This window comes from Nocardioides sp. BE266 (assembly GCF_031457855.1).
Classification (GTDB): domain Bacteria; phylum Actinomycetota; class Actinomycetes; order Propionibacteriales; family Nocardioidaceae; genus Nocardioides.
The window spans coordinates 45,189-71,453 of the sequence record NZ_JAURTI010000009.1; the positions used below are offsets into that span (position 1 = coordinate 45,189).

A 26,265-nucleotide genomic window follows, 5' to 3' on the forward strand; every position below is an offset into this window, starting at 1 on the left:
CGATGGAGACGTCGACCGGGGTGCGCGGATGTAGCTCAATGGTAGAGCCCCAGTCTTCCAAACTGGCTACGCGGGTTCGATTCCCGTCATCCGCTCCAAGCAGGCTCCACGGCACGTCGCGGGGCCGGTTTGGCGGGGCGTAGCGTAGTGGCTAGCGCGCCTGCTTTGGGAGCAGGAGATCGCAGGTTCGAGTCCTGTCGCCCCGACCGGTCGGCCACGGCACGGGCGTGATTCGGCCTGTGCCCCGCCCGTCGATAGACTGACGAGGTTTGCGGCCGTCGGCTTCCCCCGTGCGTGCGGCCGTGCCGATCCCCGTACGACCCCATGGACGACTCATGTGGTCCGCCCATTGACCTTTCAGCATCAGGAGACATTTGTGAAGAGCGCCGTCGAGACCTTGAGCCCAACCCGGGCCAAGCTGACCGTCGAGGTGCCCTTCGAGGAGCTCAAGCCGAGCCTCGACGCGGCCTACCAGAAGATCGCGAAGCAGATCAACGTCCCGGGCTTCCGCCGCGGCAAGGTCCCGCCGGCGGTCATCGACCGCCAGGTCGGTCGCGGCCCGGTCCTCGACGAGGCGATCAACGCCGTCGTCCCGCAGCAGTACATGGCCGCGCTCCAGGAGCACGACCTCGAGCCGCTGGCCCAGCCCGAGATCGAGGTGACGAAGTTCGAGGACAACGAGTCCCTCGAGTTCACCGCCGAGGTCGACGTCAAGCCCGACTTCGAGCTGCCCGCCTACGACGGCCTCGAGGCCAGCGTCGAGGACATCGAGATCACCGACGCCGACGTCGAGGAGCAGGTCGAGGCGCTGCGTGAGCGCTTCGGCACCCTCGTACCGGTCGAGCGCGCAGCCGCCGACGGCGACTTCGTGACCATCGACCTCACCGCCGCCAAGGACGGCGAGACCGTCGAGGGTGGCGAGGTCACCGGCATGTCCTACAAGGTCGGCCGCGGCGGCATGATCGACGGCCTCGACGAGGCCCTCGTCGGCCTGTCCGCCGGCGACGACACCACCTTCGACTCCGAGCTCGTCGGTGGCGACCTGGTCGGCGAGCCGGTCCAGGTGACCGTGAAGGTGACCGCCGTCCAGGAGCAGCAGCTCCCCGACGTCGACGACGAGTTCGCCCAGCTCGCCTCCGAGTTCGACACCGCCGAGGAGCTCACCGCCGACGTGCGCGAGCGCCTCGGCCGCGGCAAGCGCCTCGAGCAGGCCGCCGCCGCCCGCGACGCGGTGCTCGAGGCCCTCCTCGAGAAGGTCTCCATCCCGCTTCCCGAGGTGATGGTCACCGACGAGCTCAACGCGCGTCGCCAGAACGTCGAGCAGCAGCTCGGCTTCGCCGGCATCACCATGGAGAAGTACCTCGAGGACGAGGGCCAGACCCAGGAGGAGTTCGAGGCCGACCTCGAGCGCCGGGTCCGCGACGCCGTCGCCGCCCAGTTCATCCTCGACAAGATCGCGAAGAAGGAGGAGTTCGGCATCGACCAGGCCGAGCTCTCCGAGCACCTCGTGCGGCGCGCCCAGCAGTCCGGCCAGGACCCGCAGGAGTTCGCCAACCACATGTTCGAGCACAACCACATCCCCGAGCTCGTGCAGGAGATCCTGCGCGGCAAGGCGCTCGCGACGATCGTGGAGTCCGCGACCGTCAAGGACGCCTCGGGCAACGTGGTCGAGCTGAAGAACCTGCGCCCCGACGGCACCATCGGCGACCCCGCCGAGGAGGCTGCTGCCGAGGAGCCCGCCGAGGCCTGAGCCTCCGCGCACCTAGCGACCGGCGTCCACCCCTAGGGTGGGCGCCGGTCGCCATTCCCCCTGGTCTTGCTGGCCCCCGCGTGCGCGTCAGGCGGTGGCGGCCAGCACGTCGAGCGCGTAGCGGGCCAGTCCCGCGCGCTGCGCCACGTAGTGGGCGACGGCGTCCTGGTCGTCCTCGCCCAGCGCCTCGACCGGGATGCTCGGCATGCCGTTGAAGAGCATCAGGCACACCGCGTGCGAACGCCGGAGCACGGCGGGGTCGACCGCAGCGCCCTCGGCCGCCAGCCCGTCGGCGTACGCCGTCAGGCACGCCTCGGCGCGCTCGGGCAGGTCCTCGGCACCGCACCGGCGCATCTGGATCTCGCCGACGAGCAGCTGGGAGAGGTCGAAGCCCACTGGCTGGGGCCGCCAGAACCCGTAGTCGATCAGGGTGAAGCCGTCGGCCCCGGGGTGGCGCAGCAGGTTGTTGGGGCACGCGTCACCGTGCGAGGCACGGTGGGGGAGGGCGGCGAACTCCTGCGCGAGGCGGTCGACGCCGTTGATCGCCGCCGCCAGCTCCTCGCGCAGGGGCCCGAAGTGCTCGGCCACGGCCGGGTGCTGCCAGACACCCTCGTCGGCGAAGAGCGGAAAGACGGTGTGGGCGAGCCGACCGTCCACGAAGAAGTGGATCAGCCACGGCTGGGGGTCGAGGGCGGCGAGCTCGTCCACCCGGGGGCTGCCCGACATCCGGCCGAGCAGGTGGGCCGCCCTCGTGTAGGTCTCGTCGGTCCACGGGGTCGCGTCGGACTCGACCGACTCGAGCCAGAGCACCGCCGTGTCGTCGGGCCGGTCGTCGATCCGGAGGGCCCTCGGCATCGTGAGGCCGTCGGGCAGGCGCTCGGCGAGGTCGGAGCCGTAGACGAGGACCTCCGAGCGCCAGGGCACCGTGGTCGAGGCCCACTCGGCCACCTCGGGCGGGACGAAGGCGAACATCGGGGAGTGCCGCCAGTGGCGCACCGCCTTGACGAAGAACGTGAACGGCCGGGCTCCGTGACCGGTGTCGGCATGGCCGCGGACCCAGGTCCGCGAACCAGTCAGCATCGACTCGAGGTCGTAGTCGACCGCCTCGGCCGCCGAGTCGACCAGGGAGACCTCCGGTACGCCCCAGAGGTCGGCGACCAGCGACGCCAGCTCGCTGTCGGTGACGTCGGCGTCCCCCAGGAGCTCACGCCGGGGACGTACCGACCCGCCGGGCGTGAAAGTTGCTTTCATGGTCAAAGAAGGTAAGTTGCTTTCATGACTGGTGTCAAGAGGATTCCCGCGGCGGAGCCGCACCTCCCGATGCTGATGGGGATGCTGTTCGGGCGGGTGCGCGACCGGCTGGCCGTGGAGGCGCCCGACCTCCGCCCCTCGCAGCTGCGCGTGCTCGAGTGGCTGCCGCCCGAGGGCATGACGATCAGCGAGCTCGCCGAGTGCGTCGACATGACCACCCAGGGATGCGGCCAGTTCGTACGACAGCTCGCGGAGCTCGGCATGGTCGAGGTGGCCGTCGCCGAGCACGACGCGCGTGCGCGGCGCGTCACGATCACCCCGGCCGGCCGGGAGGCCCTGGGGCGGGCCTCCGCGGTGCTCGAGGCCTGCGACGCCGCGTGGGCCGAGCAGGTAGGGCGGGAGCGCTACCGCGTGTTCCGCGAGGTGCTGGAGGAGGTCGCGCTCGGCTGACGTGTCGGTTCGGCGGGAGGAATCCGCTGTGGGCGAACAGGGTGGGTCTTCGCGTGGAAGTGTCCGTCCTTCCGGCTAGTGTCGCCAGCGTGAACCAGAACTCCAGCCCAGCCCTCTCGCCTGAGATGAACGGCGCCGGTGGGATGTATGGCCTCGACGACCACATCTACCAGCGCCTCCTCCGCGAGCGCATCGTCTTCCTCGGCTCGGAGGTGCGCGACCAGAACGCCAACGCGATCTGCGCCCAGCTCCTCCTGCTCTCCGCCGAGGACCCGGAGGCCGACATCTTCCTCCACATCAACAGCCCCGGTGGCTCGGTGGACGCCGGCATGGCGATCTACGACACGATGAACTACATCCCCAACGACGTGGCGACGGTCGGCATGGGTCTCGCGGCCTCGATGGGCCAGTTCCTGCTGTGCGCCGGCACCAAGGGCAAGCGCTACGCCCTGCCCCACGCGCGCATCATGATGCACCAGCCCTCCTCGGGCATGGGCGGCTCGGCCTCCGACATCAAGATCCAGGCCCAGCAGTCCCTGCACATCAAGAAGGTGCTGCTCGACCTGATCGCCGAGCACACCGGCCAGACCGTCGAGCAGGTCGTCGCCGACGCCGACCGCGACCGGTGGTTCACCGCCGACCAGGCGGTCGAGTACGGCCTGGTCGACCAGGTGATCACCAGTGCCCGCGAGGCAGCCGACGAGGGTCGCCCGGCCCGGAAGCAGGACTGAACATGAACTACTACATCCCGCAGTGGGAAGAGCGGACCTCCTACGGTTTCCGCCGCATCGACCCCTACGCCAAGCTCTTCGAGGAGCGGATCATCTACCTCGGCACGCCGATCAGCGACGACGTGGCCAACGCGGTCATCGCCCAGCTGATGTGCCTGGAGACGATGAACCCCGACACCGACATCAGCATCTACATCAACAGCCCCGGTGGCTCGTTCACGGCGCTGACCGCGATCTACGACACGATGAAGTTCATCAAGCCCGACGTGCAGACCGTGTGCCTGGGCCAGGCGGCCTCCGCAGCGGCGATCCTGCTCGGCGCCGGTGCCAAGGGCAAGCGGATGGCGCTGCCCAACAGCCGCATCCTGATCCACCAGCCCTACACCGAGGGCACGTTCGGCCAGACCTCCGACATCGAGATCCAGGCCAACGAGATCCTGCGGATGCGCGAGCTGCTGGAGAAGATGATCGCCGACTCGAGCGGCAAGGACATCGACCAGGTCAGCCGTGACATCGAGCGCGACAAGATCCTGACCGCCGAGCAGGCTGTGGAGTACGGCCTCATCGACGCGGTCATCGAGTCCCGCAAGGGCGCCCCGGCGCTCGCCTGACACACCAAAAACATGATCGGCGACATCTCGTGTCCGGCCCCCGCAGGGGGCCGGCTCGGGGTACCGTCGTGGGGCCCGTTGCAGGGTGATGACAGCCGGGCTCCCCGACCGGCGAGACTGGAGGACACGACTCGTGGCACGTATCGGTGACGGCGGCGACCTGCTCAAGTGCAACTTCTGCGGAAAGAGCCAGAAGCAGGTCAAGAAGCTCATCGCGGGACCCAACGTCTACATCTGCGACGAGTGCATCGAGCTCTGCAACGAGATCATCGAGGAGGAGCTCGCCGAGGGCTCCGAGGTGAGCCTCGAGGAGCTCCCGAAGCCTCGTGAGATCTTCGAGTTCCTCAACTCCTACGTCATCGGCCAGGAGCACGCGAAGAAGTCGCTGGCCGTCGCGGTCTACAACCACTACAAGCGCGTCCAGGCGGGCCTGCAGCCGGTCTCCGGCAAGGCCAAGGACGACGTGGTCGAGGTCGCGAAGTCCAACATCCTCGTCATCGGGCCCACCGGCTGCGGCAAGACCTACCTCGCCCAGACCCTCGCCCGGATGCTCAACGTCCCCTTCGCGATCGCCGACGCCACGGCGCTGACCGAGGCCGGCTACGTCGGCGAGGACGTCGAGAACATCCTCCTCAAGCTCATCCAGGCCGCCGACTACGACGTCAAGAAGGCCGAGACGGGCATCATCTACATCGACGAGATCGACAAGGTGGCCCGCAAGGCGGAGAACCCCTCGATCACGCGCGACGTCTCCGGCGAGGGCGTCCAGCAGGCGCTGCTGAAGATGCTCGAGGGCACCACGGCCTCGGTGCCCCCGCAGGGCGGGCGCAAGCACCCGCACCAGGAGTTCATCCAGATCGACACCACCAACATCCTGTTCATCGTGGGTGGTGCCTTCGCCGGGCTCGAGCAGATCATCGAGCAGCGCGTGGGCAAGAAGTCGCTCGGCTTCACCGCCGAGGTCCGCGGCGCCGCCGAGCGCGAGGCCGACGACCTGCTCGCCCAGGTGCGACCGGAAGACCTCACCAAGTTCGGCCTGATCCCCGAGTTCATCGGTCGCCTGCCGCTCATCGCGAGCGTGAGCAAGCTCGACCGCGAGGCGCTCGTGCAGATCCTCACCGAGCCGCGCAACGCGCTCATCAAGCAGTACCAGAAGCTCTTCGACCTCGACGGCGTCGAGCTCGAGTTCACCGACGACGCGATCGACTCGATCGCCGAGGCGGCACTCGAGCGGGGCACCGGTGCCCGCGGCCTCCGCGCGATCATCGAGGAGGTCCTCCTCTACGTGATGTACGACGTCCCCTCCCGCGGCGATGTCGGCAAGGTGATCGTCACCCGCGAGGTGGTCGAGGACGACGTCGCCCCGACGCTGATCCCGCGCGAGTCCGAGGCCAAGAAGAAGAAGTCGGCCTGATCCCAGGCTCCCCACCCACCCGGGGTGACTAGCCCCGACTAGTCATTTCGGACTATTCGGGACTAACGACCGTGCCCCTGCGTCATGGCCCGGAGACACTGGCGTCTCACCCGTCGTGTGGGAAGGGGAACCCGTGGGGATCGATCAGAAGCGGCCGCTCGCCGGCTTCGCACTGGTCGCGGTGCTCTGTGCCGTGCTGATGACCTTCTCGGTGGCGCGCGGCTGGGGAGTGGACCTGTTCCACCCGGGCCGACCGATCGTGGCCGCCGCCCACGGTGACGCCGCCCCGCGCACCCACGCACGGCCCGCACGGCAGGCTCCGGCGACTCCCGTGAGCGTCCCGACCGAGCTGAGCACCCAGCCCCTGGGCACCGCCTCCGGCGCCCCGGTGACGAAGGTCTCGGCCCATGCCGGACCCGCTCGCTCGCGAGGGCGGTCCGAGGACACCGCCTCGACGACGGTGACCGCCTCGACCACGTCGACCAGCGACTCGGACGTCGAGCAGACCGACCAGCAGACCGACACGCAGGCCGACCGGGCCGCCGAGCGTGCGATCCGTCAGGCGCTGCGCGAGGCCGAGAAGGCCCAGCGCAAGGCCGAGCGCGACGCGGCCAGGACGGCCCGTCACGCGGAGCACGAGGCCGCGAAGGCCACCCGGCAGGCCGAGCGCGAGGCGGCCCAGGCTGCTCGTGCGGCCGAGCGCGAGGCGGCCAAGGCCCAGCGGCAGGCGGAGCACGAGGCGGCCAAGGCCCAGCGGCAGGCGGAGCACGATGCGGCCAAGGCCGCCCGTGACGCCGAGCGCGAGGCGGCGAAGGCCGCCAAGGAGGCCGAGCGCGAGGCGGCGAAGGCCCAGCGGCAGGCCGAGCAAGAGGCGGCGAAGGCCGCCAAGGAGGCCGAGCGCGAGGCGGCCCAGGCTGCCCGTGAGGCGGAGCGCGCGGCCGCAGAGGCCGCCCGGGACGCCGCGAAGGCCGCTCGTCACCCCTGAGGTGGACTAGCCCATCTCGGGCCTGTCGAAAACTTCTCGCCGGAACCGTGTCATGGACCGGCGTGATCCGCGTCTCGTTGGCATGTGGGGCGAAGACCCGTTACGGGCAGACGAGAAGCGACCGATCATCGCGGCGGTCCTGGTGGCTGTGCTCTGCCTGGTCCTGATGCTCCTCATGTGAGCCGGCGTGCCCGGCTGCGGCCTCGTGGGTCCGCAGCCGGGTTCGCATCCTGACCGGCGCCGGTCAGCCCTCGGTCGGCGCCAGCTCCGCGCTCACGCGCAGCTCGGTGGCCGCGTCGTCGGTGGTGAAGACGAGCTCGCCGACGATCGTGCCGACCGCCCGCAGGTCGTCCTCGGCCTGCTGGGCCGCCGTGACCAGGCCCTCCGGGCCGGTGATCTCGACCCGCGACAGCGGCGCCCGCATCTTGGCCTTGGCCTGCGACTTCGCGCCCCGGATGCCGGTCAGCGCCGCCGCCACGGCGTCGAGCACGAGCGGCTGGGACGCCGCGGCAGACCCGAGGTCGGCGGCCGTCGGCCACGCGGCGTGGTGGATGGAGCCGTCCTGCCACCACGACCACACCTCCTCGGTGGCGTACGGCAGGAAGGGCGCCAGCAGCCGCAGCTGGGTGTGCAGCGCGATGGCCAGCGTGGCCTTGGCCGACTCGGTCGCGGCGCCGCCGTCGGCGTCGTACGCGCGCTCCTTGACCAGCTCGAGGTAGTCGTCGCAGAACTCCCAGAAGAACTTCTCGGTGACCTCGAGGGCGGTCGTGTAGTCGTAGGCGTCGAACGCCTCGGTGGCCTTGCGGACCACGATCTCGAGCCGGCCCAGGAGGGCGCAGTCGACCGGCGCGCTGACGGCGCTGGGGACCAGCGTCGTGGCGCCGACGTTGCCGAGGACGAACTTCGACGCGTTGAGCACCTTCATCGCCAGTCGGCGGCCGACCTTCATCTGCGACTCGTCGAAGGGCGAGTCGAGGCCCGGGCGACCGATCGCGGCACGCCAGCGGACGGCGTCGGCGCCGTAGGTGTCGAGGATGTCGGTCGGGACGACGACGTTGCCCTTGGACTTCGACATCTTCTTGCGGTCGGGGTCGACGATGAAGCCGGAGATCATCGCGTGCGACCACGGCACGACCTGGAACTCGTAGTCGGCGCGGACCACGCGCGAGAAGAGCCAAGTGCGGATGATGTCGTGCGCCTGGGTGGCGAGGTCGTAGGGGAAGACCCGCTGGAACAGGTCGTCGTCCACCTCCCACATGCCGGCGATCTGGGGCGTGAGCGAGGAGGTCGCCCAGGTGTCCATCACGTCGGGGTCGCCGACGAAGCCGCCGGGCTTGCCTCGCTGGTCCTCGGTGTAGCCGCCGGGGGCCTGCGTCGACGGGTCGATCGGGAGCTGGTCCTCGGTGGGCAGCAGCGGGTGGTCGTGGTCGGGCTCGCCGTCGGCGTCGAGGGGGTACCAGACCGGGAACGGGATGCCGAAGAACCGCTGGCGCGAGATCAGCCAGTCGCCGTTGAGGCCGCCGACCCAGTTGTCGTAGCGGTGCTTCATGTGGGCGGGGATCCAGGTGATCTCCTCGCCGCGGACCAGCATCTCCTTGCGGAGCCCGGCGTCGCGACCGCCGTTCTTGATGTACCACTGGCGGGTGGCGACGATCTCGAGCGGCTTGTCGCCCTTCTCGTAGAAGTTCGCCATGCGCTGGGTGGCCTTCGGCTCGCCGTCGAGGTCACCGGACTCGCGCAGCAGCGCGACCATCGCCTCGCGGGCGCTGAAGGTCGTCTTGCCCGCCAGCTGCTCGTACGCCGACTCGGCGGAGGCCAGCCACTCGGGGGTCTCGCGGAGGATGCGGCCGTCGCGGCCGACCACGGTGCGGATGGGCAGGTCGAGCTCGCGCCACCACATGACGTCGGTGAGGTCGCCGAAGGTGCAGCACATGGCGATGCCGGCGCCCTTGTCGGGCTCGGCGGCGGGGTGGGCGAGGACCGGGATCTCGACGCCGAAGACCGGCGAGGTGACCGTGGTGCCGAAGACGTCCTGGTAGCGCTCGTCGTCGGGGTGCGCGATCAGCGCGACCACGCTCGGGATGAGCTCGGGGCGCGTGGTCTCGATGTGGATCGGGCTGCCGTCGGCCTTGTGGAACGCGACGCGGTGGTAGTGACCGGGGTAGTCGCGGGCCTCGAGCTCGGCCTGGGCGACGGCGGTCTGGAAGGTGACGTCCCACAGGGTCGGGGCCTCGGAGAGGTAGGCCTCGCCGCGGGCGTAGTTGCGCAGGAACGCGCGCTGGCTGACCGTGCGGGAGTGGTCGCCGATCGTCGTGTAGGTCGGGTTCCACTGGACCGACAGGCCGAGCTGGCGCCACAGCGCCTCGAAGGCCTTCTCGTCCTCGACGACGAGCTGCTCGCACAGCTCGATGAAGTTGGGTCGGCTGACCGACACCTGGCGCTTCGGGTCCGGCTTCTCCGGCGGGGTGAAGTCGGGGTCGTAGGGCAGCGTCGGGTCGCAGCGGACGCCGAAGTAGTTCTGGACGCGACGCTCGGTCGGCAGGCCGTTGTCGTCCCAGCCGATCGGGTAGAAGACGGCCTTGCCCTGCATGCGCTGGTAGCGCGCGATGAGGTCGGTGTGGCTGTAGGAGTAGACGTGGCCGACGTGCAGCGAGCCGCTCACGGTCGGCGGCGGGGTGTCGATGGAGTAGACGTTCTCGCGCGGCTGGGTGCGGTCGAAGGCGTAGGTGTCGTTGTCGGCCCACGCCTTGGACCACTTGTCCTCCAGGCCCTCCAGCGCCGGACGCTCCGGTACGACGACAGCACGCGGATCGGTGCTGGTCGTCTCCGGGGCAGGGGTGCTGGGGTTCTCAGTCATGCCAGAAGTCTATTGACGGGCCTCCGGCCTGCGAAAACGAGTATCGACCGGGCGGTCGATCGCCCTAGCGTGCAGCCATGGACGACGCCCTCACATTGGAGTTCTTCGCCAGCCCGCGACCCTTCCTCGACGCGGCCGGTGCGCTGCTCGAGGCGGAGCCGGTGCTGGGGAGCGTGATCGCCAGCGTGAGCCAGCGGGTCGAGCGCGAGCTGGACGCCGGGATCGACTCCTGGGCCGATGTGGACGCGCCGTTCGCGCGATGGTGGCTGGTCGTCCGCGACGGCTCCGGTCAGGTCGTCAGCGCCGTGATGCGGACCGCGACGTTCAAGCCCTACCCGACCTTCGCGCTGCCGATGCCCGACGCGGCCGCCCGCGCGCTGGCGGCCGCGCTGCACGAGCGCGGCGAGCTCCTCGGCGGCGCCAACGGCGCGCTCCCGGGCGCGGAGGTGCTGGCCCGCACGACGGCGGAGCTGGCCGGGGCAGAGCTGGTCACGGACAAGGCGACCCGGCTCTGGGAGGCCACGTCCGTCGACGTCCCGCCGGCGCCCGAGGGCCGCCTGCGGCAGGCGACGGAGGACGACGCGGAGCTGGTGCTCGCGTGGTTCACCGCGTTCCACGAGGAGGCCGACGAGCAGGCGGGTCGCGCGCCCGACCCCCACTCCGGGGAGCACAACACCCTTGACAGCGTGCTGGTGCGGATCCGCGAGGGCATCGAGTGGCTGTGGGAGCTGCCGGACGGCACGGTCGCGCACCTGTCCGGCGCCGGGCTGCCGTCGTACGGCGTCGGGCGGATCGGTCCGGTCTACACGCCCAAGGAGCACCGCGGCCGCGGCATCGCGTCGTACGTCGTGGGGGAGCTGACGCGGCGTGGGCTCGAGGCCGGCACCCGGATGTGCCTGTTCACCGACCAGGCCAACCCGACGTCGAACAAGATCTACGCGAGCCTGGGCTACGAGCCGGTCATCGACATGGCCGAGCACCTCGTCAGGGTCCCGCCGACCCCCTAGGCTCGCCCGATGCGGCGTACGACACTGGCCCTCGCGCTCCTCCCGCTCAGCCTCGTCCTCCCCGTCACGGCGGCACCGGCCTCGGTGCCCGCGGGTGGTGCGGCGGACGACGCGAAGGCGGCGCCCCGCGTGCACCGGATCGGCGGGTGCGAGGTCTTCCCCGCCGACAACCCGTGGAACCAGCGCATCGACAAGCGGCCCGAGTGGAAGTGGTCGGACGCGATCGTCGGCAAGCAGCTCGCCGGGCACGACCTCCACCTCGACCTCGGCACGACCGAGGAGTACTACGGCATCCCGGTCAACGTGGTGCCGCAGGACCAGCCGCTGCTGCCGCTGCAGTTCGGCGTCGACGGCGAGGACTACGGCGACGAGAGCGACCGCGGCCCCGTCTTCGTCCCGGCCGACGCCGCGATCGAGGGCGGCAGCCGCTCCGAGCCCGACCCGGGGGATGGCGACCGGCACGTCCTCGCCGTGCGCAGCGGCACGTGCGAGCTCATCGAGCTGTACGCCGCCGAGCGGGTGCGCGACGCGTCGGGCCAGGTCGTGGCCTGGCGGGCCGCCGCCGCCGCGCGCTGGGACCTGTCGTCCAACAAGCTGCGGCCGGCACGGTGGACCTCCGCCGACGCCGCGGGCCTGCCGATCACGCCGGGCCTGCTGTCCTACGAGGAGGCCGCGTCGGGCCGGATCACCCACGCGCTCCGCTTCACGATGCCGAGCGCCCGTAGCGCCTACACCTGGCCGGCCCGCCACTGCGGCCCGAGCGGCAACACCGCGCGGGACCTGCCGGCGTACGGGCTGCGGTTCCGGTTGCCGAGGTCGTTCCCGGCCCACCGCTACACCGGCGTGGCGCGCACCATCGTCAAGGCGATGAAGAAGTACGGCCTGGTCTACGCCGACCAGGGCTCGGCGATGTACGTCACCGGCACCGCCGACCCGCGGTGGGAGGACGCGCTCGACCAGTTCCGCGCGAAGCCGCTCGACGGCAAGGCGCTCCAGGTCGTGAAGCCGTGGCGCAAGGTGGTGTCCTGCTAGGAGCCCTCGAACCGGTCGCCGAGGAAGTAGGCCAGAGACGGGAGGAACGTCGGGTCGTCCTGGGTGTCGTAGAGCCACTTCAGCGTCAGGCTGCGACCGTCGACCAGCTCGAAGCTGACGCGCTGGTGCCGCCACCGGGTGAAGGGCTCTGCGCGGACGACCTGGTCCCAGGGCACGAACACGGCCCTGCGGTCGGCCAGCAGCTCGTCCGGCGTGCGGCGGCGTGCCGCCCGGAGCATGGCGGTGTAGGACCCCATGCCCTTCGCGCTGTCGCCGAGCCGCATCCCCCTCAGCACGAGGCCGTGGGTGAGGAGGAAGCAGTAGCCCCCGGACCGGAAGGCACCCGCGCACCTGACCCGACCGATCACCGAGAGCAGCTCAGGCGCTCGGGATGCGATGGCCTCACGATCGTCGGCCGCGGCCTGCGAGACGGGCGGCTCGTGGTCGAGCGACGCCCCGTTGGCGACGAGCCACTCGCGCAGGGCGCGCACGCCGGAGGGGTCGTCGAAGGACGCCGACACCAGAGGTGACGGGTCGAGCCGCTCGGCGTGCGGGCTCAGCACGTGGGCCGGCCCGGACCAGTTCACCCGCACCCGGGCACCGCCCGCGACCAGCGCGGAGCGGCAGAGCGCGTCGAGCAGCTCGCGCTGCGCCTCCTCGGCGTGTGCCTCGGGGTCGACCAGGACGGCCGCGACGTAGCCGCGGAACCGGCCGTCGGCGACCGCGTCGAGCACGCCGTCGAGCCGTGGCGCGTCGTCGCGCTCGCGTGCGGTCGAGGTGACCAGTCCGGACAGCTGGTCCCACGTACGTCGCGCGCCGGCGCCGACCACCTCGTCCCACCCGGCGGGGTCCAGGCCGGACCCGGCGAACATGTCGTCCTCCAGCGAGCGCAGCGCGTCGAGGTAGTCGCCGAGCAGCTCGATGGCCGGCGCCGAGGTGTCGTCGACGTCGGCCAGGCCGAGGCTCTCCATCGCCCGCACGCGCTCGGCGACGGGCGGGTGGGTGTCGGTCCACCGGTTGGCCTCCGGCTCGGCGCGCATGTTCAGCTCGGCGATCTGGCGCTGCCGCTCCGGGTCGTGGAGGAACAGCTCGAAGCCCCCGAACAGGTCGGAGGGACGCAGGCCGTCCTCGCGCCCGGCGAGGGCGTACGTCTCGAGGAAGAAGCTCCACGCCGCGGCGAGCGGCTCGATGGCCAGCAGCGCGCGCGTCGCCGTGGCGGGGCCGGCCACCGACACCGAGAGCCAGTCGGCCTCGAGCTCCTGGGCGCGGCTGGTGGCGGCGGTGACGGCGACGTAGAAGCGGGCGTAGAGCCGGAACGGGGCGGACACGACGGGGTGGTCCTGGAGGCGCTCCAGGGTCCGGCCGATGGCCTCCCGGCTGCGGTAGACCAACCCGCCCCACGCCGTGTGGCGCCCGCTGTAGTGGCCCAGCTCGTGGGCCAGGACCGACACCAGCTCGGACTCGCTGAAGGTCGTCAGCAGGGGAGCGCCGATGAACATGCGCCGGCGGCCCGGACGCAGCCCGAGCCAGCTCGACTCCTCGGAGACCGCCGCGTTCACGTCGGGGACGAGGCGGATCTCGTCGGGCGGCCGGGTGCCGACGGTCGCCCCCAAGTGGCGTACGACGTCCCACAGGCGCGGGTGCTCCTCCGGCGGCAGCAGCAGCCCGGGAGGAGTGGACGAGGCGTTCTTGCGCAGCCCGAACAGGCTGCGGACGACCGCGAAGGCGACGACCGCCAGGACCAGGAAGCCCTTGCCGGCGAGGAAGCCCGGGAGCCCGTGCTCCAGCGCGAGGACGAGCAGCCACCCGAGCCCCACGAGGACGCCGACTCCGTAGGCGTAGAAGCCGACGAGCAGCGCGACGGCGAGCGCCGCGCGGCCGGTGTGCTTCATGACAGGTCCTCCCCCAAGGCCTCGACTGCGGTGACACTAGACTCCCGGGAGTGTCAGAGCAGACGTTTTCCGGTAATGCCCGGCCCGCGGAGACCTTCGACGAGGTCGAGGACGCCCTGCTGTCGCGCTGGCCCGAGACCAAGCTCGAGCCGAGCCTGGACCGGATCGAGGCGTTCACCGAGCTGCTCGGCGAGCCGCAGCACTCGTTCCGCTCGGTGCACTTGACCGGCACCAACGGCAAGACCAGCACGAGCCGGATGATCGAGACGCTGCTGCGGGCCCTCGACCTGCGCACCGGCCGCTTCACCTCGCCCCACCTCGAGCGGATGAGCGAGCGGATCTCGATCGACGGCGAGCCGCTGGACGACGAGGCCTTCGTGCGCGCCTTCAACGACGTCGCCCCCTACACGCACCTCGTCGACGCCGAGCAGGACCACCCGCTGAGCTTCTTCGAGACCATCGTCGGGATGGCCTACGCCGCCTTCGCCGACGCCCCGGTCGACGTCGCGGTGGTCGAGGTCGGCATGGGCGGCAGCTGGGACGCCACCAACGTCATCGACGCCGACGTCGCAGTGGTGCTGCCGATCGCCGTCGACCACGCGAAGTACCTCGGCGAGGATCCCGCCACCATCGCGGTCGAGAAGGCCGGCATCATCAAGTCGGGCTCCTTCGCGGTGCTGGCCGAGCAGACGCCCGAGGTCGCCGCCGTACTCCTGGAGCGGGCTGCCGAGGTCGGTGCCACCGTGGCCCGCGAGGGTGTCGAGTTCGGCGTCGCCGCGCGCACGCCCGCCGTCGGTGGACAGGTGGTCTCGCTGCAGGGGCTCCGAGCCAGGTACGACGACGTGTTCCTCCCGCTCTACGGCGCCCACCAGGCGCAGAACGCCGCCGTCGCCCTGGCGGCCGTCGAGGCCTTCGCCGGCACCGGCATCCTCGACGACGACCTGGTCCGCGCCGCGTTCGCCGAGGTCACCTCGCCCGGACGGCTCGAGATCATCCGCCGCAGCCCCACCATCCTGCTCGACGCCGCGCACAACCCGCACGGCGCCGAGGCCACCGCGGCGGCGCTGGAGGACTCCTTCTCCTTCAGCCCGCTCGTCGGCGTGATGGGCGTGATGGAGGACAAGGACTACGAAGGCGTGCTGGTGGCCTTCGAGCCGCATCTCTCCCACCTCGTCTGCACCCAGAACTCCACGCCGCGCTCGATGTCGGCCGCCGCGCTGGGCCGCGTCGCCGCCGAGGTCTTCGGCGAGGACCGGGTCTCGGTCGTCCCCGACCTGGCCGATGCGATCGACCGCGCGGCCACCCTCGCGGAGGCGCAGGAGGCCATCGACGTGTCGATCGGTGCGGGCGCGGTGCTGGTCACCGGGTCCGTCGTCACCGTGGGCGAGGCCCGCGCGCTGCTCAAGGGCCGCCGATGAGCGAGGACACCCCCGAGCGGAGCGCCGAGCAGGACGCGCCGACCAACACCGAGCGCTCGCCGCGCCGCGGCATGTGCGCCGCCGTGCTGAGCCTCGAGGCGATCACCCTCGGCCTCACCACGCCCGTGATGATCACGATCGCCGACGTCTCCACGGGCACCGCGCTGTCCGTCGGCCTCGGCCTGGCGGTCGTCTGCCTGCTCCTCGTCGGCATGCTCCGCGCGGAGTGGGCCTACCTCGCCGGGTACGTCGTCCAGGTGGCCGCGATCGGCCTCGGGTTCATCGTCCCGGCGATGTTCGCCCTCGGCGCGATCTTCGCCGCGCTCTGGGCAGCCGCCGACCTGCTCGGCCGCAAGATCGAGCGCGAGCGCGCCGAGGCGTGGGCCGCCTGGCGGGCCGAGCAGGCCCAGCAGGAGTGAGCACGCTCACCGCTCGCTAGGCTGCCCGCATGACCGACGTCCAGCGCTCCCTCGTCCTCGTCAAGCCCGATGGCGTCCGCCGCGGCCTCTCGGGCGAGATCCTCCGCCGGATCGAGGCCAAGGGCTACACGCTCGCGGCCGTCGAGCTGCGCGAGGCGACCAGCGAGATCCTCGCCGCCCACTACGCCGAGCACGAGGGCAAGCCGTTCTACGGCCCGCTCGTGGAGTTCATGCTCTCCGGCCCGGTCCTGGCCGTGGTGATCGAGGGCCAGCGCTGCATCGAGGGCTTCCGCTCCCTCGCCGGCGCCACCGACCCCACCGTCGCCGCCCCGGGCACCATCCGCGGTGACCTCGGCCGCGACTGGGGCCTCGCCGTCCAGCAGAACCTCGTCCACGGCTCCGACTCCGAGGAGTCCGCCACGCGTGAGATCGGGATCTGGTTCCCCTCGCTCTGACTCGCGGGCTCGCTCGCGCGCCAGGCGCTGAGCGAGGTTCCTGAACCCGACGTACGTCGCTGCCGAGGCCCAACGGCGCGAAGGTGGCGGCGGACGACACTCGTAGGCCCGGTTTCGATGTCGTGTGCCGCCACCCTCGGACAAACCCGGGTGAAGGTGGCGGCGGGCGACATGCGTAGGCCTGGTTTCGATGTCGTGTGCCGCCACCAGCCGCGGATGACGCCGGGTGTCAGGCGTTCGCTGAACTTGTCAGGCCGTGCACGGGCCGACATGTTCAGCGATCCCCGGTCAGCCGGGGATCGCTCGGCGAGGTCAGCTCTTCCGGCCGCCGCCGAGCAGCCCGCCGAGCAGGTCACCGAGGACGCCGCCGAGGCTTCCGGAGGCGCTCGAGGAGCGGGACGAGCCGCCGGCGCCCTGAGCGGCGCCGGACAGGATCGACCCCAGGATCGAGCCGAGCACGCCTCCGCCGACCGCTCCGCCCTTCGCACCCATCTGCTTGGCGACGTACGACAGCACGATCGGCGCGAGGAGCGGCAGGAGCTTCTGCACGAGCGAGCTGCTCGCACCGGTCGACCCGAGCTGGTGGACGACCTGGTCGTGCTGGCCGCCGAAGATGTGCGCAGTGATCCGCTCGCCGTCGGCCGGGTCGACGTCGGCGAGATCGATCGGCTCCGTCGCGACGGCCGGGTCGTGCTGGCCGAGCGCCTCCGTGAGCGAGGCCTCGCCGCCGGGATCCGCGGCGTTGGCCTGCAGCCCGCCGAGCAGCGCGGGCAGGGCGACGTCCACCGCCTGTCGTACGGCGTCGGGGTCCTCACCGAGCCGTGCGGCGATCTGGTCGATGGGAAGTGACGCACGGAGCTCATCGAGGTCGGCCATGTCCCGAACCTAGACCCGCGCGTGTCCTCCCCGGAACAGCCGTGCGTGCTCCTTAGCCTGAGCGTGGGTCGGTGGCACCGCTGACCCCCTTCCCAGCAGCACCCGACCGCAAGGGCTCCAGCGCCAATGGCAAACAGCATCATCGGCCGCGACATGGCCGTCGACCTCGGCACCGCCAACACGCTGGTCTATGTCCGCGGCAAGGGCGTCGTGCTCGACGAGCCGTCCGTGGTGGCCATGAACACCACCAACGGCGAGGTGCTCGCGGTCGGCCACGAGGCCAAGCGGATGATCGGCCGCACGCCCGACAACATCGCCGCCATCCGGCCGCTCAAGGACGGCGTGATCGCCGACTTCGAGGCGACCGAGCAGATGCTGCGCTACTTCATCCACCAGGTGCACCGCCGCCGCTACTTCGCCAAGCCCCGCATGGTGATCTGCGTGCCGAGCGGCATCACGGCCGTCGAGCAGCGCGCGGTCAAGGAGGCCGGCTACCAGGCCGGCGCCCGCCGGGTCTACATCGTCGAGGAGCCCATGGCAGCCGCGATCGGCGCGGGGCTTCCGGTGCACGAGGCGACCGGCAACATGGTCGTCGACGTCGGCGGCGGCACCACCGAGGTCGCCGTGATCAGCCTCGGCGGCATCGTGACGAGCCTGTCCGTGCGCACCGCTGGCGACGACCTCGACCAGGCGATCATCGCGTGGATGAAGAAGGAGTACTCCCTGATGCTGGGGGAGCGCACCGCCGAGGAGATGAAGATGACCCTCGGCTCGGCCTTCCCGCTGCCCAGCGAGCCCGACGCCGAGATCCGCGGCCGCGACATGGTCTCCGGCCTGCCGCGCACCGTGGTCGTCTCCAGCTCCGAGCTGCGCCAGGCGCTCGAGGAGCCGCTGCACAACATCATCGACGCCGTCCGCACCACCCTCGACCAGACCCCGCCCGAGCTGGCCGGCGACATCATGGACCGCGGCATCGTGCTGACCGGCGGCGGCGCCATGCTGCGCGGCCTCGACGAGCGGCTCCGCCACGAGACCGGCATGCCCGTCCACGTCGCCGAGGACCCGCTGTCCTCGGTGGCCTACGGCGCCGGCAAGTGCGTGGAGGAGTTCGAAGCGCTCCAGCAGGTGCTCGTCTCCGACGTGAGGCGCTTCTGATGCGCGGCTTCGGGGGGCAGGACGGTCGCGAGCGGCGCTGGACCGGCCTCGACAAGCTCGAGTCGCGCAACCGTCCGCCCCGCTCGCTGCTCGTCGCGCTGGTGCTCGCCAGCATCACCCTGGTCACCCTCGACGTCTCCGGCGGCGGCAGCTCGCCGCTCGAGCCGGCCCGTCGGGCAGTGGGCGAGGCGTTCGGTCCTGCCGAGTCGGCCGCGGCGGCCGCCGTACGCCCGTTCACGTCCGTGCCGGCCTGGTTCCGCAGCAAGGGCGACCTCGCCGACGAGGTCCGCGACCTCGAGGCCAGCAACGCCGAGCTGCGCGGCAAGGTCGAGCTGGCCGGCTTCGACCGCAACCGCCTCGAGCAGTACGACGGCCTCACCAGCGCCGCGGAGGACCTCGGGTCCGCACTGGTCCCCGCCCGCGTCGTGGCGATGGGCTCGCGACAGTCGCAGAGCTTCACCGTCACCATCGACGCCGGCTCCGACGCCGGGGTCGGGCCCGACATGACGGTCGTCAACAACGACGGCCTCGTCGGCCGGGTGCTGCGCGTCACCCGCAGCACCGCGACCGTGCTGCTGATCGTCGACCCCGACTCGACCGTCGGCGGCCGGGTCGGCTCCAGCATGGAGATCGGCTTCGTCACCGGCAGCGGCTCGCTGAAGGAGGACGCCGGCCTCGACCTGCGCCTGGTCGACGACGCGTCCGTGCCCTCGCGCGACGACACGGTCGTGACGTGGGGGAGCAGCACCGGCCCCTACGCGCCCGGCGTGCCGATCGGCACGATCACCGAGGTCTACAGCTCGCTCCGCGAGGCCTCGCAGCGCGCGGTCGTCAAGCCGTTCGTCGACTTCTCCGCCCTCGACGTGGTGGGCGTGATGGTGCCCAGCGGCGCGGCGAGCGACCGCGCGATCATCGAGGCCGACGGGAGCCTGAGGTGACGTACCTCCGCTGGCTCGCCGCTGTCGCCGCCGTCGTCGTCGCGCTGACCCTCCAGGTCTCGCTGTTCCCGCACGTCGCGTGGCACGGGATCGTGCCCAACCTCTGCCTCCTCGTCGTGGTGGCCGCCGCGCTGACCGTCGAGGCGCCGTTCGCGCTGGTGCTCGGCTTCGTCGCCGGAGTCGCGCTCGACCTCGCGCCACCGGCCGACCACGTGGCGGGGCGCTGGGCGCTCGCGCTCACTGTCGCCGCCTTCCTGGCCGCCCGGGTGCGGCAGGACCAGAAGCCGACCGCGCTGGCCGTGGTCGGCACCGTCGCGGCCTCGTCGTTCGTCGCCACGTCGCTGTTCGCGCTCTCCGGGGTGCTGCTCAAGGACCCGGCCATGTCGGTCGGCAGCCTCCTCGAGGTCGTCCTCGTCGCCGTGGTCTGGGACGTCCTGCTCACGCCGTTCGTGCTCCCGCCGCTGATGAGGCTGTTCGCCCGGCTCAGCCCGCAGTGGGCCACCTCGTGAGCCCGTCCAGCCAGCGCAGCCGGCTCCGCCTCGTCGTCGTGCAGGCGCTGGCGTTCTCGCTCTTCGCCACGCTCTTCGTGCGGCTCTACTACCTCCAGGTGATCGGCGGCGAGTCCTACCAGGCGCAGGCCGCCAACCAGTCGGTGCGCGACATCGTCGTGCAGCCGCAGCGCGGCCTGATCGTCGACAGCCAGGGCCGACCGCTCGTCGCCAACCGCACGTCGTGGGTCATCTCGGTCGACCGCACGCTGCTCGGCAAGCTCGACGAGGACGAGCGCACCGAGCTTGTGCGCCGCGTGTCCGTGGTGGTCGACAGCACGCCGAAGAAGGTCGAGGCCCGGCTCGTCACCTGCGGCGACCCCGGCAGCGTCCGCGACGTGTGCTGGAACGGCTCGCCCTACCAGCCCGTGCCCGTCGCGACCGACGTCTCCAAGGACGTCGCGCTCCGTGTGCTCGAGCAGCCCGAGGACTACCCCGGCGTGCTGGCCGAGCAGCAGAACGTCCGCTCCTACCCGCAGCCCTTCGGCATCAACCTGGCCCACGTGCTCGGCTACCTGAGCCCGATCACCGAGGACGAGTTCGACCTCGCCTCCGAGCGCGACGACCGCTCGCTCAACGGTGCCTCCGTCGTCGGCCGCGCCGGCGTCGAGAAGGAGTACGACGAGTGGCTGCGCGGCCTGCCCGGCTACCGCCGCGTCGCCGTCGACTCGATGGGCCGCGTGCTGGGTGACGACTCGGTCGTGGAGAGCACCCCGGGCGACACCCTGGTCACCTCGATCGACGCCAAGGTGCAGTCGGTCGTGGAGAAGCAGCTCGCCGAGCGGATCAAGGTCCAGCGCGCGACCGTCGACCCCGTCACCGGCCGCAAGTTCGCCGCCGACTCGGGCGCCGCGGTGGTCCTCGACGCGAAGACCGGGCGTGTCATCGCGATGGCCAGCCAGCCGACGTACGACCCCGACGTGTGGACCGGCGGCATCAGCGAGAAGGAGCTGGCCCGGCTCTACTCCGAGAAGGCGGGCACCCCGCTGCTCTCGCGCGCGACGCAAGGCCAGTTCGCCCCCGGCTCGACGTGGAAGCCGTTCATGACGGCCGGCGCCCTGACCAACGGCTACTCCACCGACACCCAGCTCGACTGCTCCTCGGGCTTCCAGGTCGGCAACCGGGTCTTCAAGAACCACGAGTCCGCCGCCGAGGGCTTCATCGGCTTCGCCCGCGCCCTCGAGGTCTCCTGCAACACCTTCTTCTACCGGATCGGCTACAACTTCTGGCAGAAGTTCGGGAGCGACCCGGCCGACCTCGACGCCCGCGACCCGCTCGTCGAGATCGCCAAGGTCTTCGGCTTCGGCTCGCGCACCGGCATCGACCTGCCCGGCGAGGCACCCGGCCGGATCGCCGACCGGCACTGGAAGCAGGCCTACTACGAGTCGCAGAAGGACTACTACTGCGACCTGAGCAGCAAGCCGCAGGACGCCGACACCAGCGACTTCGTCTACAAGTTCGCCCGCGAGTTCTGCGTCGAGGGCAACCTCTACCGCGCCGGCGACGCGGTGAACTTCTCCATCGGCCAGGGCGACACCATCGTCACCCCGCTCCAGCTCGCCCGCGCCTACGCCGCGCTCAGCAACGGCGGCACGCTCTGGGCACCGACCGTCGCCAAGGCGATCGTGAGCCCCGAAGGCAAGGTGCTGCGCCGCATCGCGCCGCGCAAGGTGGCGAAGGTCGACGTGCCGGAGAAGGACATCGACTTCATCGACAACGCGCTCAAGGGCGTGACCACCGTCGGCACGATGGCCTGGAAGATGGGCGGCTTCCCGCTCGACCAGGTCACCGTCCGCGCCAAGACCGGCTCCGCCGAGGTCTACGGCAAGCAGTCGACCGGCTGGGTCGCGTCCTACACCAAGGACTACGTCGTGGTGATGATGATCAGCCAGGCCGGCACCGGCTCCGGGTCGACGGGTGAGGGCATCCGCGCGATCTGGGAGGCGTTGTACGGCATCGACGGCGAGACCGTCACGCCGAAGCGGGCGGCGATCCCCGGCACCGTGCCGCCGGCGAAGCTGCCGCAGTTCCTGGCGGACGGCTCGATCATGCCGCCGGCGATCGCGGCCAAGCTCGGTGAGAAGACGGGGGAGTGACCCGGTGACCATCCTCTCCACCCGCCCGGCCCGGGCCGGGCAGACGACCAGCAGCCTGCGCGCACCGGGTCTCGACTGGGTGCTCATGCTCGCCGCGACCGCGCTCGTGACGATGGGCACCCTGCTGGTCTGGTCGGCGACCTCCACCCGCGCCGACCTCACCGGGGGCGACCCCAACGCCTACCTCCGCAAGCAGCTGGTCAACGTCGCGATCGGCGTGGTGCTGATGGTCGCGGTGCTGGCGATCGACCACCGGTGGGTCCGGATCCTCGCGCCGCTCGCGTACGTCGCCAGCGTCGCGGGGCTGGTGATGGTGCTCGTCGCCGGCAGCACGATCAACGGCTCGCGCTCGTGGCTGCAGCTCGGCGGGATGTCGATCCAGCCCTCGGAGTTCGCCAAGCTCGCGGTGGTGATCGGCATGGCGCTGGTCGTCGCCGAGCGCACCGAGCGGCGCTGGGGGCGTGGCGTGCGCAGCGTGGAGGTCGTCGCGATGCTCGCCATCGCCGGCGTGCCCGCGGCGCTGATCCTGCTCCAGCCCGACCTCGGCACCATGCTCGTTCTCTCGGCCACGGTCTTCGGCGTGCTCGCCGTCGCCGGGGCCGGGCGCCGCTGGCTGGGCGGCCTGACCCTGGGCGCCGTCGGCGGCGCGATCGTCGCGGTGTCGATGGGCGTGCTCAAGCCCTACCAGGTCGACCGCTTCCTGGCCTTCATGGACCCCACGCTCGACCCGCGCGGTGCCGGCTACAACACCGAGCAGGCGCGCATCGCCGTGGGCAACGGCGGGCTCCTCGGCCAGGGCCTGTTCGAGGGCTCCCAGACGCGGTCCGGCTTCGTCCCCGAGCAGCACACCGACTTCATCTTCACCGTCGCCGGCGAGGAGCTCGGGCTCATCGGTGCGGGCGTGATGATCGCCCTGCTCGCGGTCCTCGTCTGGCGGGCCCTGGCGATCTCCGCCGACGCCGGTGACCTCTTCGGCCGCGTGGCCGCCGCGGGCATCGCCTGCTGGTGGGGCTTCCAGGCCTTCCAGAACATCGGCATGTGCCTCGGCATCATGCCGGTCACGGGCGTGCCGCTGCCCTTCGTGTCCTACGGCGGCAGCTCGCTCTTCGCGGGCATGCTCGCGCTGGGGCTGCTCCAGAACATCCACCTGAGGTCCTCGGGCCCCGTCGGTCGCTGACGCTCGCTGGCTAGGTCGCACCACCGGCGTCGAAGTAACCTTGATGACCGGCCGCCCTTCCCGTGCGCCGTCTTCCCTGATCCCGTCCTTCATCGAGGTGTTTCGAGCATGTCCGTCGCGTCGGTCTTCCCGCGCCTGGAGGCGAAGCTGCCGTCGGTGCAGAAGCCCATCCAGTACGTCGGCGGCGAGCTGAACTCCGTCGTCAAGGACTGGGACTGCGCCGCCTCCTCCGAGGCCGGCGGCCCGACCGTGCGCTGGGCGCTGATGTATCCCGACGCCTACGAGGTCGGCCTGCCCAACCAGGGCGTGCAGATCCTCTACGAGGTGCTCAACGAGCGCGACTGGATCCTCGCCGAGCGCACCTACTCGGTGTGGCCCGACATGGAGCAGGTGATGCGCACCGGTGACGAGCAGGGCCCGATCCCGCAGTTCACCGTCGACAGCCACCGCCCGGTCCGCGCCTTCGACCTCTTCGGCCTGAGCTTCTCCACCGAGCTCGGCTACACCAACATGCTCAACGCCCTCGACCTCGCGGGCATCCCGCTCCACGCGGCCGACCGCGGCGAGGACGACCCGGTCGTGATCGCCGGCGGCCACGCCGCCTTCAACCCCGAGCCGATCGCCGACTTCGTCGACGCCGCCGTGCTCGGCGACGGCGAGGAGGTCGTGCTGGCGATCTCCGAGGTCGTGCGCGAGTGGAAGGCCGAGGACCGCCCGGGCGGCCGCGACGAGCTGCTCCGCCGCCTGGCCGTCACCGGCAACATCTACGTGCCCCGCTTCTACGACGTCGCCTACGGCGCCGACGGCGCCATCGAGGCCGTCGTACCCAACCGGCCGGGGATCCCGTTCCGGGTGCGCAAGCACACCCTGATGGACCTCGACCAGTGGCCCTACCCGGCCAACCCGCTGGTGCCGCTCGCCGAGACCGTGCACGAGCGCTTCTCGGTCGAGATCTTCCGCGGCTGCACGCGCGGCTGCCGGTTCTGCCAGGCCGGCATGATCACCCGCCCCGTGCGCGAGCGCTCGATCGAGACCATCGGCAACATGGTCGAGAACGGCATCCGCAAGTCCGGCTTCGAGGAGGTCGGCCTGCTCTCGCTGTCGAGCGCCGACCACACCGAGATCGCCGACGTCGCCAAGGGTCTCGCCGACCGCTACGAGGGCTCGAACGTCTCGCTGTCGCTGCCCAGCACGCGCGTCGACGCCTTCAACATCACCCTCGCCAACGAGTTCTCCCGCAACGGCCGCCGCTCCGGCCTGACGTTCGCGCCCGAGGGCGGCTCCGAGCGGATGCGCAAGGTGATCAACAAGATGGTCAGCGAGGACGACCTGATCCGCACGGTCGCGGCGGCGTACTCCCACGGCTGGCGCCAGGTGAAGCTCTACTTCATGTGCGGCCTGCCGCAGGAGACCGACGAGGACGTGCTGGCGATCGCCGACCTCGCCAAGCGCGTGATCAAGACCGGGCGCGAGGTCTCCGGTCGCAACGACATCCGTTGCACCGTGTCGATCGGCGGCTTCGTGCCCAAGCCGCACACGCCGTTCCAGTGGGCAGCCCAGCTCGACCACGAGTCCACCGACGAGCGGCTCCGGCTGCTGCGCGAGGTGGTCCGCGAGGACAAGAAGTACGCCCGCGCGATCGGCTTCCGCTACCACGACGGCAAGCCCGGCATCGTCGAGGGCCTGCTCTCGCGCGGTGACCGCCGGGTCGGCCGCGTGATCGAGGAGGTGTGGCGCGACGGCGGCCGCTTCGACGGCTGGAGCGAGCACTTCTCCTACGACCGCTGGATGGCGTCCGCCGAGAAGGCGCTCGACGGCACCGGCGTCGACGTCGACTGGTACACCACCCGCGAGCGCGACTACGACGAGGTGCTGCCCTGGGAGCACCTCGACTCCGGCCTCGACAAGGACTGGCTGTGGGGTGACTGGGAGGACGCCCTCGCGACCGCCGACGGCGCCGACATCGAGATCGAGGACTGTCGCTGGACGCCGTGCTACGACTGCGGTGTGTGTCCTGAGATGGGCACCGAGATCCAGGTCGGCCCCACGGGCCAGAAGCTGCTCCCGCTCAGCGTGGTCTGAGGCCGAGACGCCCCGCGCGGGGCACCTCCCTGCCGGTACGGTGCGTCCCTCCACCGACGTGAGGGGGTCCGATGACCGTGCCCGACGAAGCGCCCCGACGGGCCGTCTACCGCGCCCTCGTCGGGGGCTACGAGCGCCTGCGCGAGGAGGAGGTCGCCCTTGACTCCGACCTTGCCTTCATCTGCTTCACCGACGACCCCGACCTGACCAGCACGACCTGGCAGCTGGTGGTCGTCGACCCGCGGCTGCCGCACGACCTCACGCGCAGCGCGCGGGCGCTGAAGATCCTCGGGCACCCCGCGTTGGCGGCGTACGACGAGACGCTGTGGATCGACAACACGGTGGCGCTCAACCGGCCGCCGGACGACCTCTTCGACGAGTGGCTGGCCGACGCCGACGTGGCGGCACCGCTGCACTCCTTCCGCACCTCGGTCCTCGGCGAGGCTGAGGCGGTCATCGACAGCGGACGCGACGACTTCGCGCGGGTCTACGAGCAGCTGACCCACTACCTCGCGACCGACGCCGCTCTGCTCGAGGAGAACCCGCACTGGACCGGGATGCTCGCCCGCCGGCACACCGCCGCGACGGCCGCGGCGATGCAGGCGTGGTGGGAGGACGTCCTGCGCTACTCGCGCCGCGACCAGCTCTCGTTCCTCCCGGTCATGCGTCGCCACGACGTGCGCCTGCGCTCGGTGGAGATCGACTCGCACTCCTCGCCGTGGCACGAGTGGCCGCGCGCGGAGGGGCGCGACCCCGCACGGCATGGCTCCGGGCTGCGCGTGGCGCTGCGCCCGCCCGCAGGCCGCGTCGGAGCGCTCGAGAAGGCCCTCGACGACGCCACGACCACGCTGGCGGCGACGGTGACCTCGCGCGACCAGCAGGTCGCCGGCCTCGAGGCCGACCTGGCCGAGGCGCGCGAGCGCGCGCACGCCACGCAGGTCGAGCTCGACCAGGTCCGCCACCAGCGCAACCTCACCGCGCAGGAGCTCGTCGACGCCCGCGACCGCATCGAGCGGCTGCGCCACGACGCCCGCCGGAGTCGTACGACGACAAGCGCGCGCCCGGGGCCCTGGAAGCGGCGGTGGCGCGGGCTCGTGCGCCGGGTCCGGGGTCGCGGCTGA

The 26,265-nt window shown here is 71.3% G+C and carries 22 protein-coding genes and 2 tRNA genes; 20 read left to right on the forward strand and 4 right to left on the reverse strand.

Annotated elements, in window-relative coordinates:
* The first annotated feature begins 24 nt into the window (after window positions 1-24).
* The 3 genes from J2X46_RS21370 (at window position 25) to tig (ending at window position 1,750) form a co-directional block, all read left to right on the forward strand.
* Window positions 25-98: transfer RNA gene (locus J2X46_RS21370), tRNA-Gly, on the forward strand.
* Window positions 99-133: 35 nt separating this feature from the next.
* Window positions 134-206, forward strand: a tRNA-Pro gene (locus J2X46_RS21375).
* Window positions 207-376: 170 nt separating this feature from the next.
* Window positions 377-1,750 (forward strand): trigger factor, encoded by a 1,374-nt coding sequence (tig, locus tag J2X46_RS21380; protein WP_310254165.1) that lies wholly within the window; start codon window positions 377-379, stop codon window positions 1,748-1,750.
* An 87-nt stretch (window positions 1,751-1,837) separates the two neighbouring features.
* Here the strand turns inward: tig and J2X46_RS21385 are convergent, their stop codons facing one another.
* A complete protein-coding gene (locus J2X46_RS21385; RefSeq protein WP_310254167.1) occupies window positions 1,838-3,001 on the reverse strand; it encodes a phosphotransferase in 1,164 nt (387 codons plus the stop codon).
* Between the two features lie 24 nt (window positions 3,002-3,025).
* Between J2X46_RS21385 and J2X46_RS21390 the strand changes: the two genes are divergently transcribed.
* The 5 genes from J2X46_RS21390 (at window position 3,026) to J2X46_RS21410 (ending at window position 7,192) form a co-directional block, all read left to right on the forward strand.
* Window positions 3,026-3,451, forward strand: coding sequence for a MarR family winged helix-turn-helix transcriptional regulator (locus J2X46_RS21390; protein ID WP_310254169.1), 426 nt, complete (start codon window positions 3,026-3,028; stop codon window positions 3,449-3,451).
* Between the two features lie 125 nt (window positions 3,452-3,576).
* Window positions 3,577-4,182, forward strand: a complete 606-nt coding sequence (locus J2X46_RS21395) for an ATP-dependent Clp protease proteolytic subunit (protein WP_211732383.1) — start codon at window positions 3,577-3,579, stop codon at window positions 4,180-4,182.
* 2 nt (window positions 4,183-4,184) lie between these two features.
* Complete coding sequence (locus J2X46_RS21400; RefSeq protein ID WP_310254171.1) at window positions 4,185-4,793, forward strand: ATP-dependent Clp protease proteolytic subunit; 609 nt, start codon at window positions 4,185-4,187, stop codon at window positions 4,791-4,793.
* Window positions 4,794-4,926: 133 nt separating this feature from the next.
* Window positions 4,927-6,207, forward strand: coding sequence for an ATP-dependent Clp protease ATP-binding subunit ClpX (gene clpX / locus J2X46_RS21405; protein WP_310254173.1), 1,281 nt, complete (start codon window positions 4,927-4,929; stop codon window positions 6,205-6,207).
* Window positions 6,208-6,340: 133 nt separating this feature from the next.
* Window positions 6,341-7,192, forward strand: a complete 852-nt coding sequence (locus J2X46_RS21410; RefSeq protein ID WP_310254174.1) for a hypothetical protein — start codon at window positions 6,341-6,343, stop codon at window positions 7,190-7,192.
* A 244-nt stretch (window positions 7,193-7,436) separates the two neighbouring features.
* Here J2X46_RS21410 and valS read toward each other — a convergent pair whose 3' ends face one another.
* Window positions 7,437-10,049 (reverse strand): valine--tRNA ligase, encoded by a 2,613-nt coding sequence (gene valS, locus J2X46_RS21415; RefSeq protein WP_310254176.1) that lies wholly within the window; start codon window positions 10,047-10,049, stop codon window positions 7,437-7,439.
* A 77-nt stretch (window positions 10,050-10,126) separates the two neighbouring features.
* Between valS and J2X46_RS21420 the strand changes: the two genes are divergently transcribed.
* Window positions 10,127-11,056, forward strand: a complete 930-nt coding sequence (locus tag J2X46_RS21420; protein ID WP_310254178.1) for a GNAT family N-acetyltransferase — start codon at window positions 10,127-10,129, stop codon at window positions 11,054-11,056.
* A 9-nt stretch (window positions 11,057-11,065) separates the two neighbouring features.
* Window positions 11,066-12,088 carry a hypothetical protein gene (locus J2X46_RS21425; protein WP_310254180.1) on the forward strand — a complete coding sequence of 341 codons (1,023 nt, stop codon included), beginning with the start codon at window positions 11,066-11,068 and terminating at the stop codon, window positions 12,086-12,088.
* On the opposite strand, the gene J2X46_RS21430 is transcribed toward J2X46_RS21425, so the two are convergent.
* Entirely contained in the window at window positions 12,085-13,980 is a 1,896-nt protein-coding gene (locus J2X46_RS21430) for a M48 family metallopeptidase (RefSeq protein WP_310254182.1), read from the reverse strand. The two genes, J2X46_RS21425 and J2X46_RS21430, sit on opposite strands and share 4 nt — an antisense overlap.
* Before the next feature lie 50 nt (window positions 13,981-14,030).
* Here J2X46_RS21430 and J2X46_RS21435 point away from each other — a divergent pair, with 50 nt between their 5' ends.
* From J2X46_RS21435 to ndk, 3 genes are read left to right on the forward strand one after another with little or no spacing between them, the layout of a single operon-like run.
* Window positions 14,031-15,398 (forward strand): folylpolyglutamate synthase/dihydrofolate synthase family protein, encoded by a 1,368-nt coding sequence (locus J2X46_RS21435; protein ID WP_310254184.1) that lies wholly within the window; start codon window positions 14,031-14,033, stop codon window positions 15,396-15,398.
* Window positions 15,395-15,817, forward strand: coding sequence for a DUF4233 domain-containing protein (locus J2X46_RS21440; RefSeq protein ID WP_310254186.1), 423 nt, complete (start codon window positions 15,395-15,397; stop codon window positions 15,815-15,817). The genes J2X46_RS21435 and J2X46_RS21440 overlap by 4 nt, the downstream gene beginning before the upstream one ends.
* Before the next feature lie 29 nt (window positions 15,818-15,846).
* Window positions 15,847-16,272: a nucleoside-diphosphate kinase gene (gene ndk / locus J2X46_RS21445; RefSeq protein ID WP_310254188.1), complete on the forward strand. Its 426-nt coding sequence runs from the start codon at window positions 15,847-15,849 to the stop codon at window positions 16,270-16,272.
* A 312-nt stretch (window positions 16,273-16,584) separates the two neighbouring features.
* On the opposite strand, the gene J2X46_RS21450 is transcribed toward ndk, so the two are convergent.
* Window positions 16,585-17,148 carry a DUF937 domain-containing protein gene (locus J2X46_RS21450; protein WP_310254190.1) on the reverse strand — a complete coding sequence of 188 codons (564 nt, stop codon included), beginning with the start codon at window positions 17,146-17,148 and terminating at the stop codon, window positions 16,585-16,587.
* A gap of 126 nt (window positions 17,149-17,274) precedes the next feature.
* Between J2X46_RS21450 and J2X46_RS21455 the strand changes: the two genes are divergently transcribed.
* The 7 genes from J2X46_RS21455 to J2X46_RS21485 all read left to right on the forward strand — a co-directional run bounded on the left by J2X46_RS21455 (window position 17,275) and on the right by J2X46_RS21485 (window position 26,265).
* Entirely contained in the window at window positions 17,275-18,303 is a 1,029-nt protein-coding gene (locus J2X46_RS21455) for a rod shape-determining protein (RefSeq protein ID WP_310254192.1), read from the forward strand.
* Window positions 18,303-19,241 carry a rod shape-determining protein MreC gene (gene mreC / locus J2X46_RS21460; RefSeq protein WP_310254193.1) on the forward strand — a complete coding sequence of 313 codons (939 nt, stop codon included), beginning with the start codon at window positions 18,303-18,305 and terminating at the stop codon, window positions 19,239-19,241. The genes J2X46_RS21455 and mreC overlap by 1 nt, the downstream gene beginning before the upstream one ends.
* Window positions 19,238-19,750 (forward strand): rod shape-determining protein MreD, encoded by a 513-nt coding sequence (mreD, locus tag J2X46_RS21465; protein ID WP_310254195.1) that lies wholly within the window; start codon window positions 19,238-19,240, stop codon window positions 19,748-19,750. Before mreC ends, mreD begins: the two co-directional genes overlap by 4 nt.
* On the forward strand, window positions 19,747-21,885 hold the full coding sequence (gene mrdA, locus J2X46_RS21470) for a penicillin-binding protein 2 (RefSeq protein WP_310254197.1): 2,139 nt from the start codon (window positions 19,747-19,749) through the stop codon (window positions 21,883-21,885). Before mreD ends, mrdA begins: the two co-directional genes overlap by 4 nt.
* A 4-nt stretch (window positions 21,886-21,889) precedes the next feature.
* On the forward strand, window positions 21,890-23,062 hold the full coding sequence (gene rodA / locus J2X46_RS21475; RefSeq protein WP_310254203.1) for a rod shape-determining protein RodA: 1,173 nt from the start codon (window positions 21,890-21,892) through the stop codon (window positions 23,060-23,062).
* Between the two features lie 108 nt (window positions 23,063-23,170).
* The gene (locus tag J2X46_RS21480) at window positions 23,171-25,144 is read left to right on the forward strand and encodes a TIGR03960 family B12-binding radical SAM protein (protein ID WP_310254205.1); all 1,974 of its coding nucleotides are present in this window, start codon (window positions 23,171-23,173) and stop codon (window positions 25,142-25,144) included.
* A 71-nt stretch (window positions 25,145-25,215) separates the two neighbouring features.
* Window positions 25,216-26,265, forward strand: a complete 1,050-nt coding sequence (locus tag J2X46_RS21485; RefSeq protein ID WP_310254207.1) for a glycosyltransferase domain-containing protein — start codon at window positions 25,216-25,218, stop codon at window positions 26,263-26,265.

Excerpts from the sequence above, each read along its gene's own strand:
- J2X46_RS21385 (WP_310254167.1), bottom strand. The coding sequence starts at position 3,001 with ATGAAAGCAACTTTCACGCCCGGCGGGTCGGTACGTCCCCGGCGTGAG.
- J2X46_RS21390 (WP_310254169.1), top strand. The coding sequence starts at position 3,026 with ATGACTGGTGTCAAGAGGATTCCCGCGGCGGAGCCGCACCTCCCGATG.
- J2X46_RS21395 (WP_211732383.1), top strand. The coding sequence starts at position 3,577 with ATGAACGGCGCCGGTGGGATGTATGGCCTCGACGACCACATCTACCAG.
- J2X46_RS21400 (WP_310254171.1), top strand. The coding sequence starts at position 4,185 with ATGAACTACTACATCCCGCAGTGGGAAGAGCGGACCTCCTACGGTTTC.
- valS (WP_310254176.1), bottom strand. The coding sequence starts at position 10,049 with ATGACTGAGAACCCCAGCACCCCTGCCCCGGAGACGACCAGCACCGAT.
- J2X46_RS21420 (WP_310254178.1), top strand. The coding sequence starts at position 10,127 with ATGGACGACGCCCTCACATTGGAGTTCTTCGCCAGCCCGCGACCCTTC.
- J2X46_RS21425 (WP_310254180.1), top strand. The coding sequence starts at position 11,066 with ATGCGGCGTACGACACTGGCCCTCGCGCTCCTCCCGCTCAGCCTCGTC.
- J2X46_RS21430 (WP_310254182.1), bottom strand. The coding sequence starts at position 13,980 with ATGAAGCACACCGGCCGCGCGGCGCTCGCCGTCGCGCTGCTCGTCGGC.
- J2X46_RS21440 (WP_310254186.1), top strand. The coding sequence starts at position 15,395 with ATGAGCGAGGACACCCCCGAGCGGAGCGCCGAGCAGGACGCGCCGACC.
- ndk (WP_310254188.1), top strand. The coding sequence starts at position 15,847 with ATGACCGACGTCCAGCGCTCCCTCGTCCTCGTCAAGCCCGATGGCGTC.
- J2X46_RS21450 (WP_310254190.1), bottom strand. The coding sequence starts at position 17,148 with ATGGCCGACCTCGATGAGCTCCGTGCGTCACTTCCCATCGACCAGATC.
- J2X46_RS21455 (WP_310254192.1), top strand. The coding sequence starts at position 17,275 with ATGGCAAACAGCATCATCGGCCGCGACATGGCCGTCGACCTCGGCACC.
- mreC (WP_310254193.1), top strand. The coding sequence starts at position 18,303 with ATGCGCGGCTTCGGGGGGCAGGACGGTCGCGAGCGGCGCTGGACCGGC.
- J2X46_RS21480 (WP_310254205.1), top strand. The coding sequence starts at position 23,171 with ATGTCCGTCGCGTCGGTCTTCCCGCGCCTGGAGGCGAAGCTGCCGTCG.
- J2X46_RS21485 (WP_310254207.1), top strand. The coding sequence starts at position 25,216 with ATGACCGTGCCCGACGAAGCGCCCCGACGGGCCGTCTACCGCGCCCTC.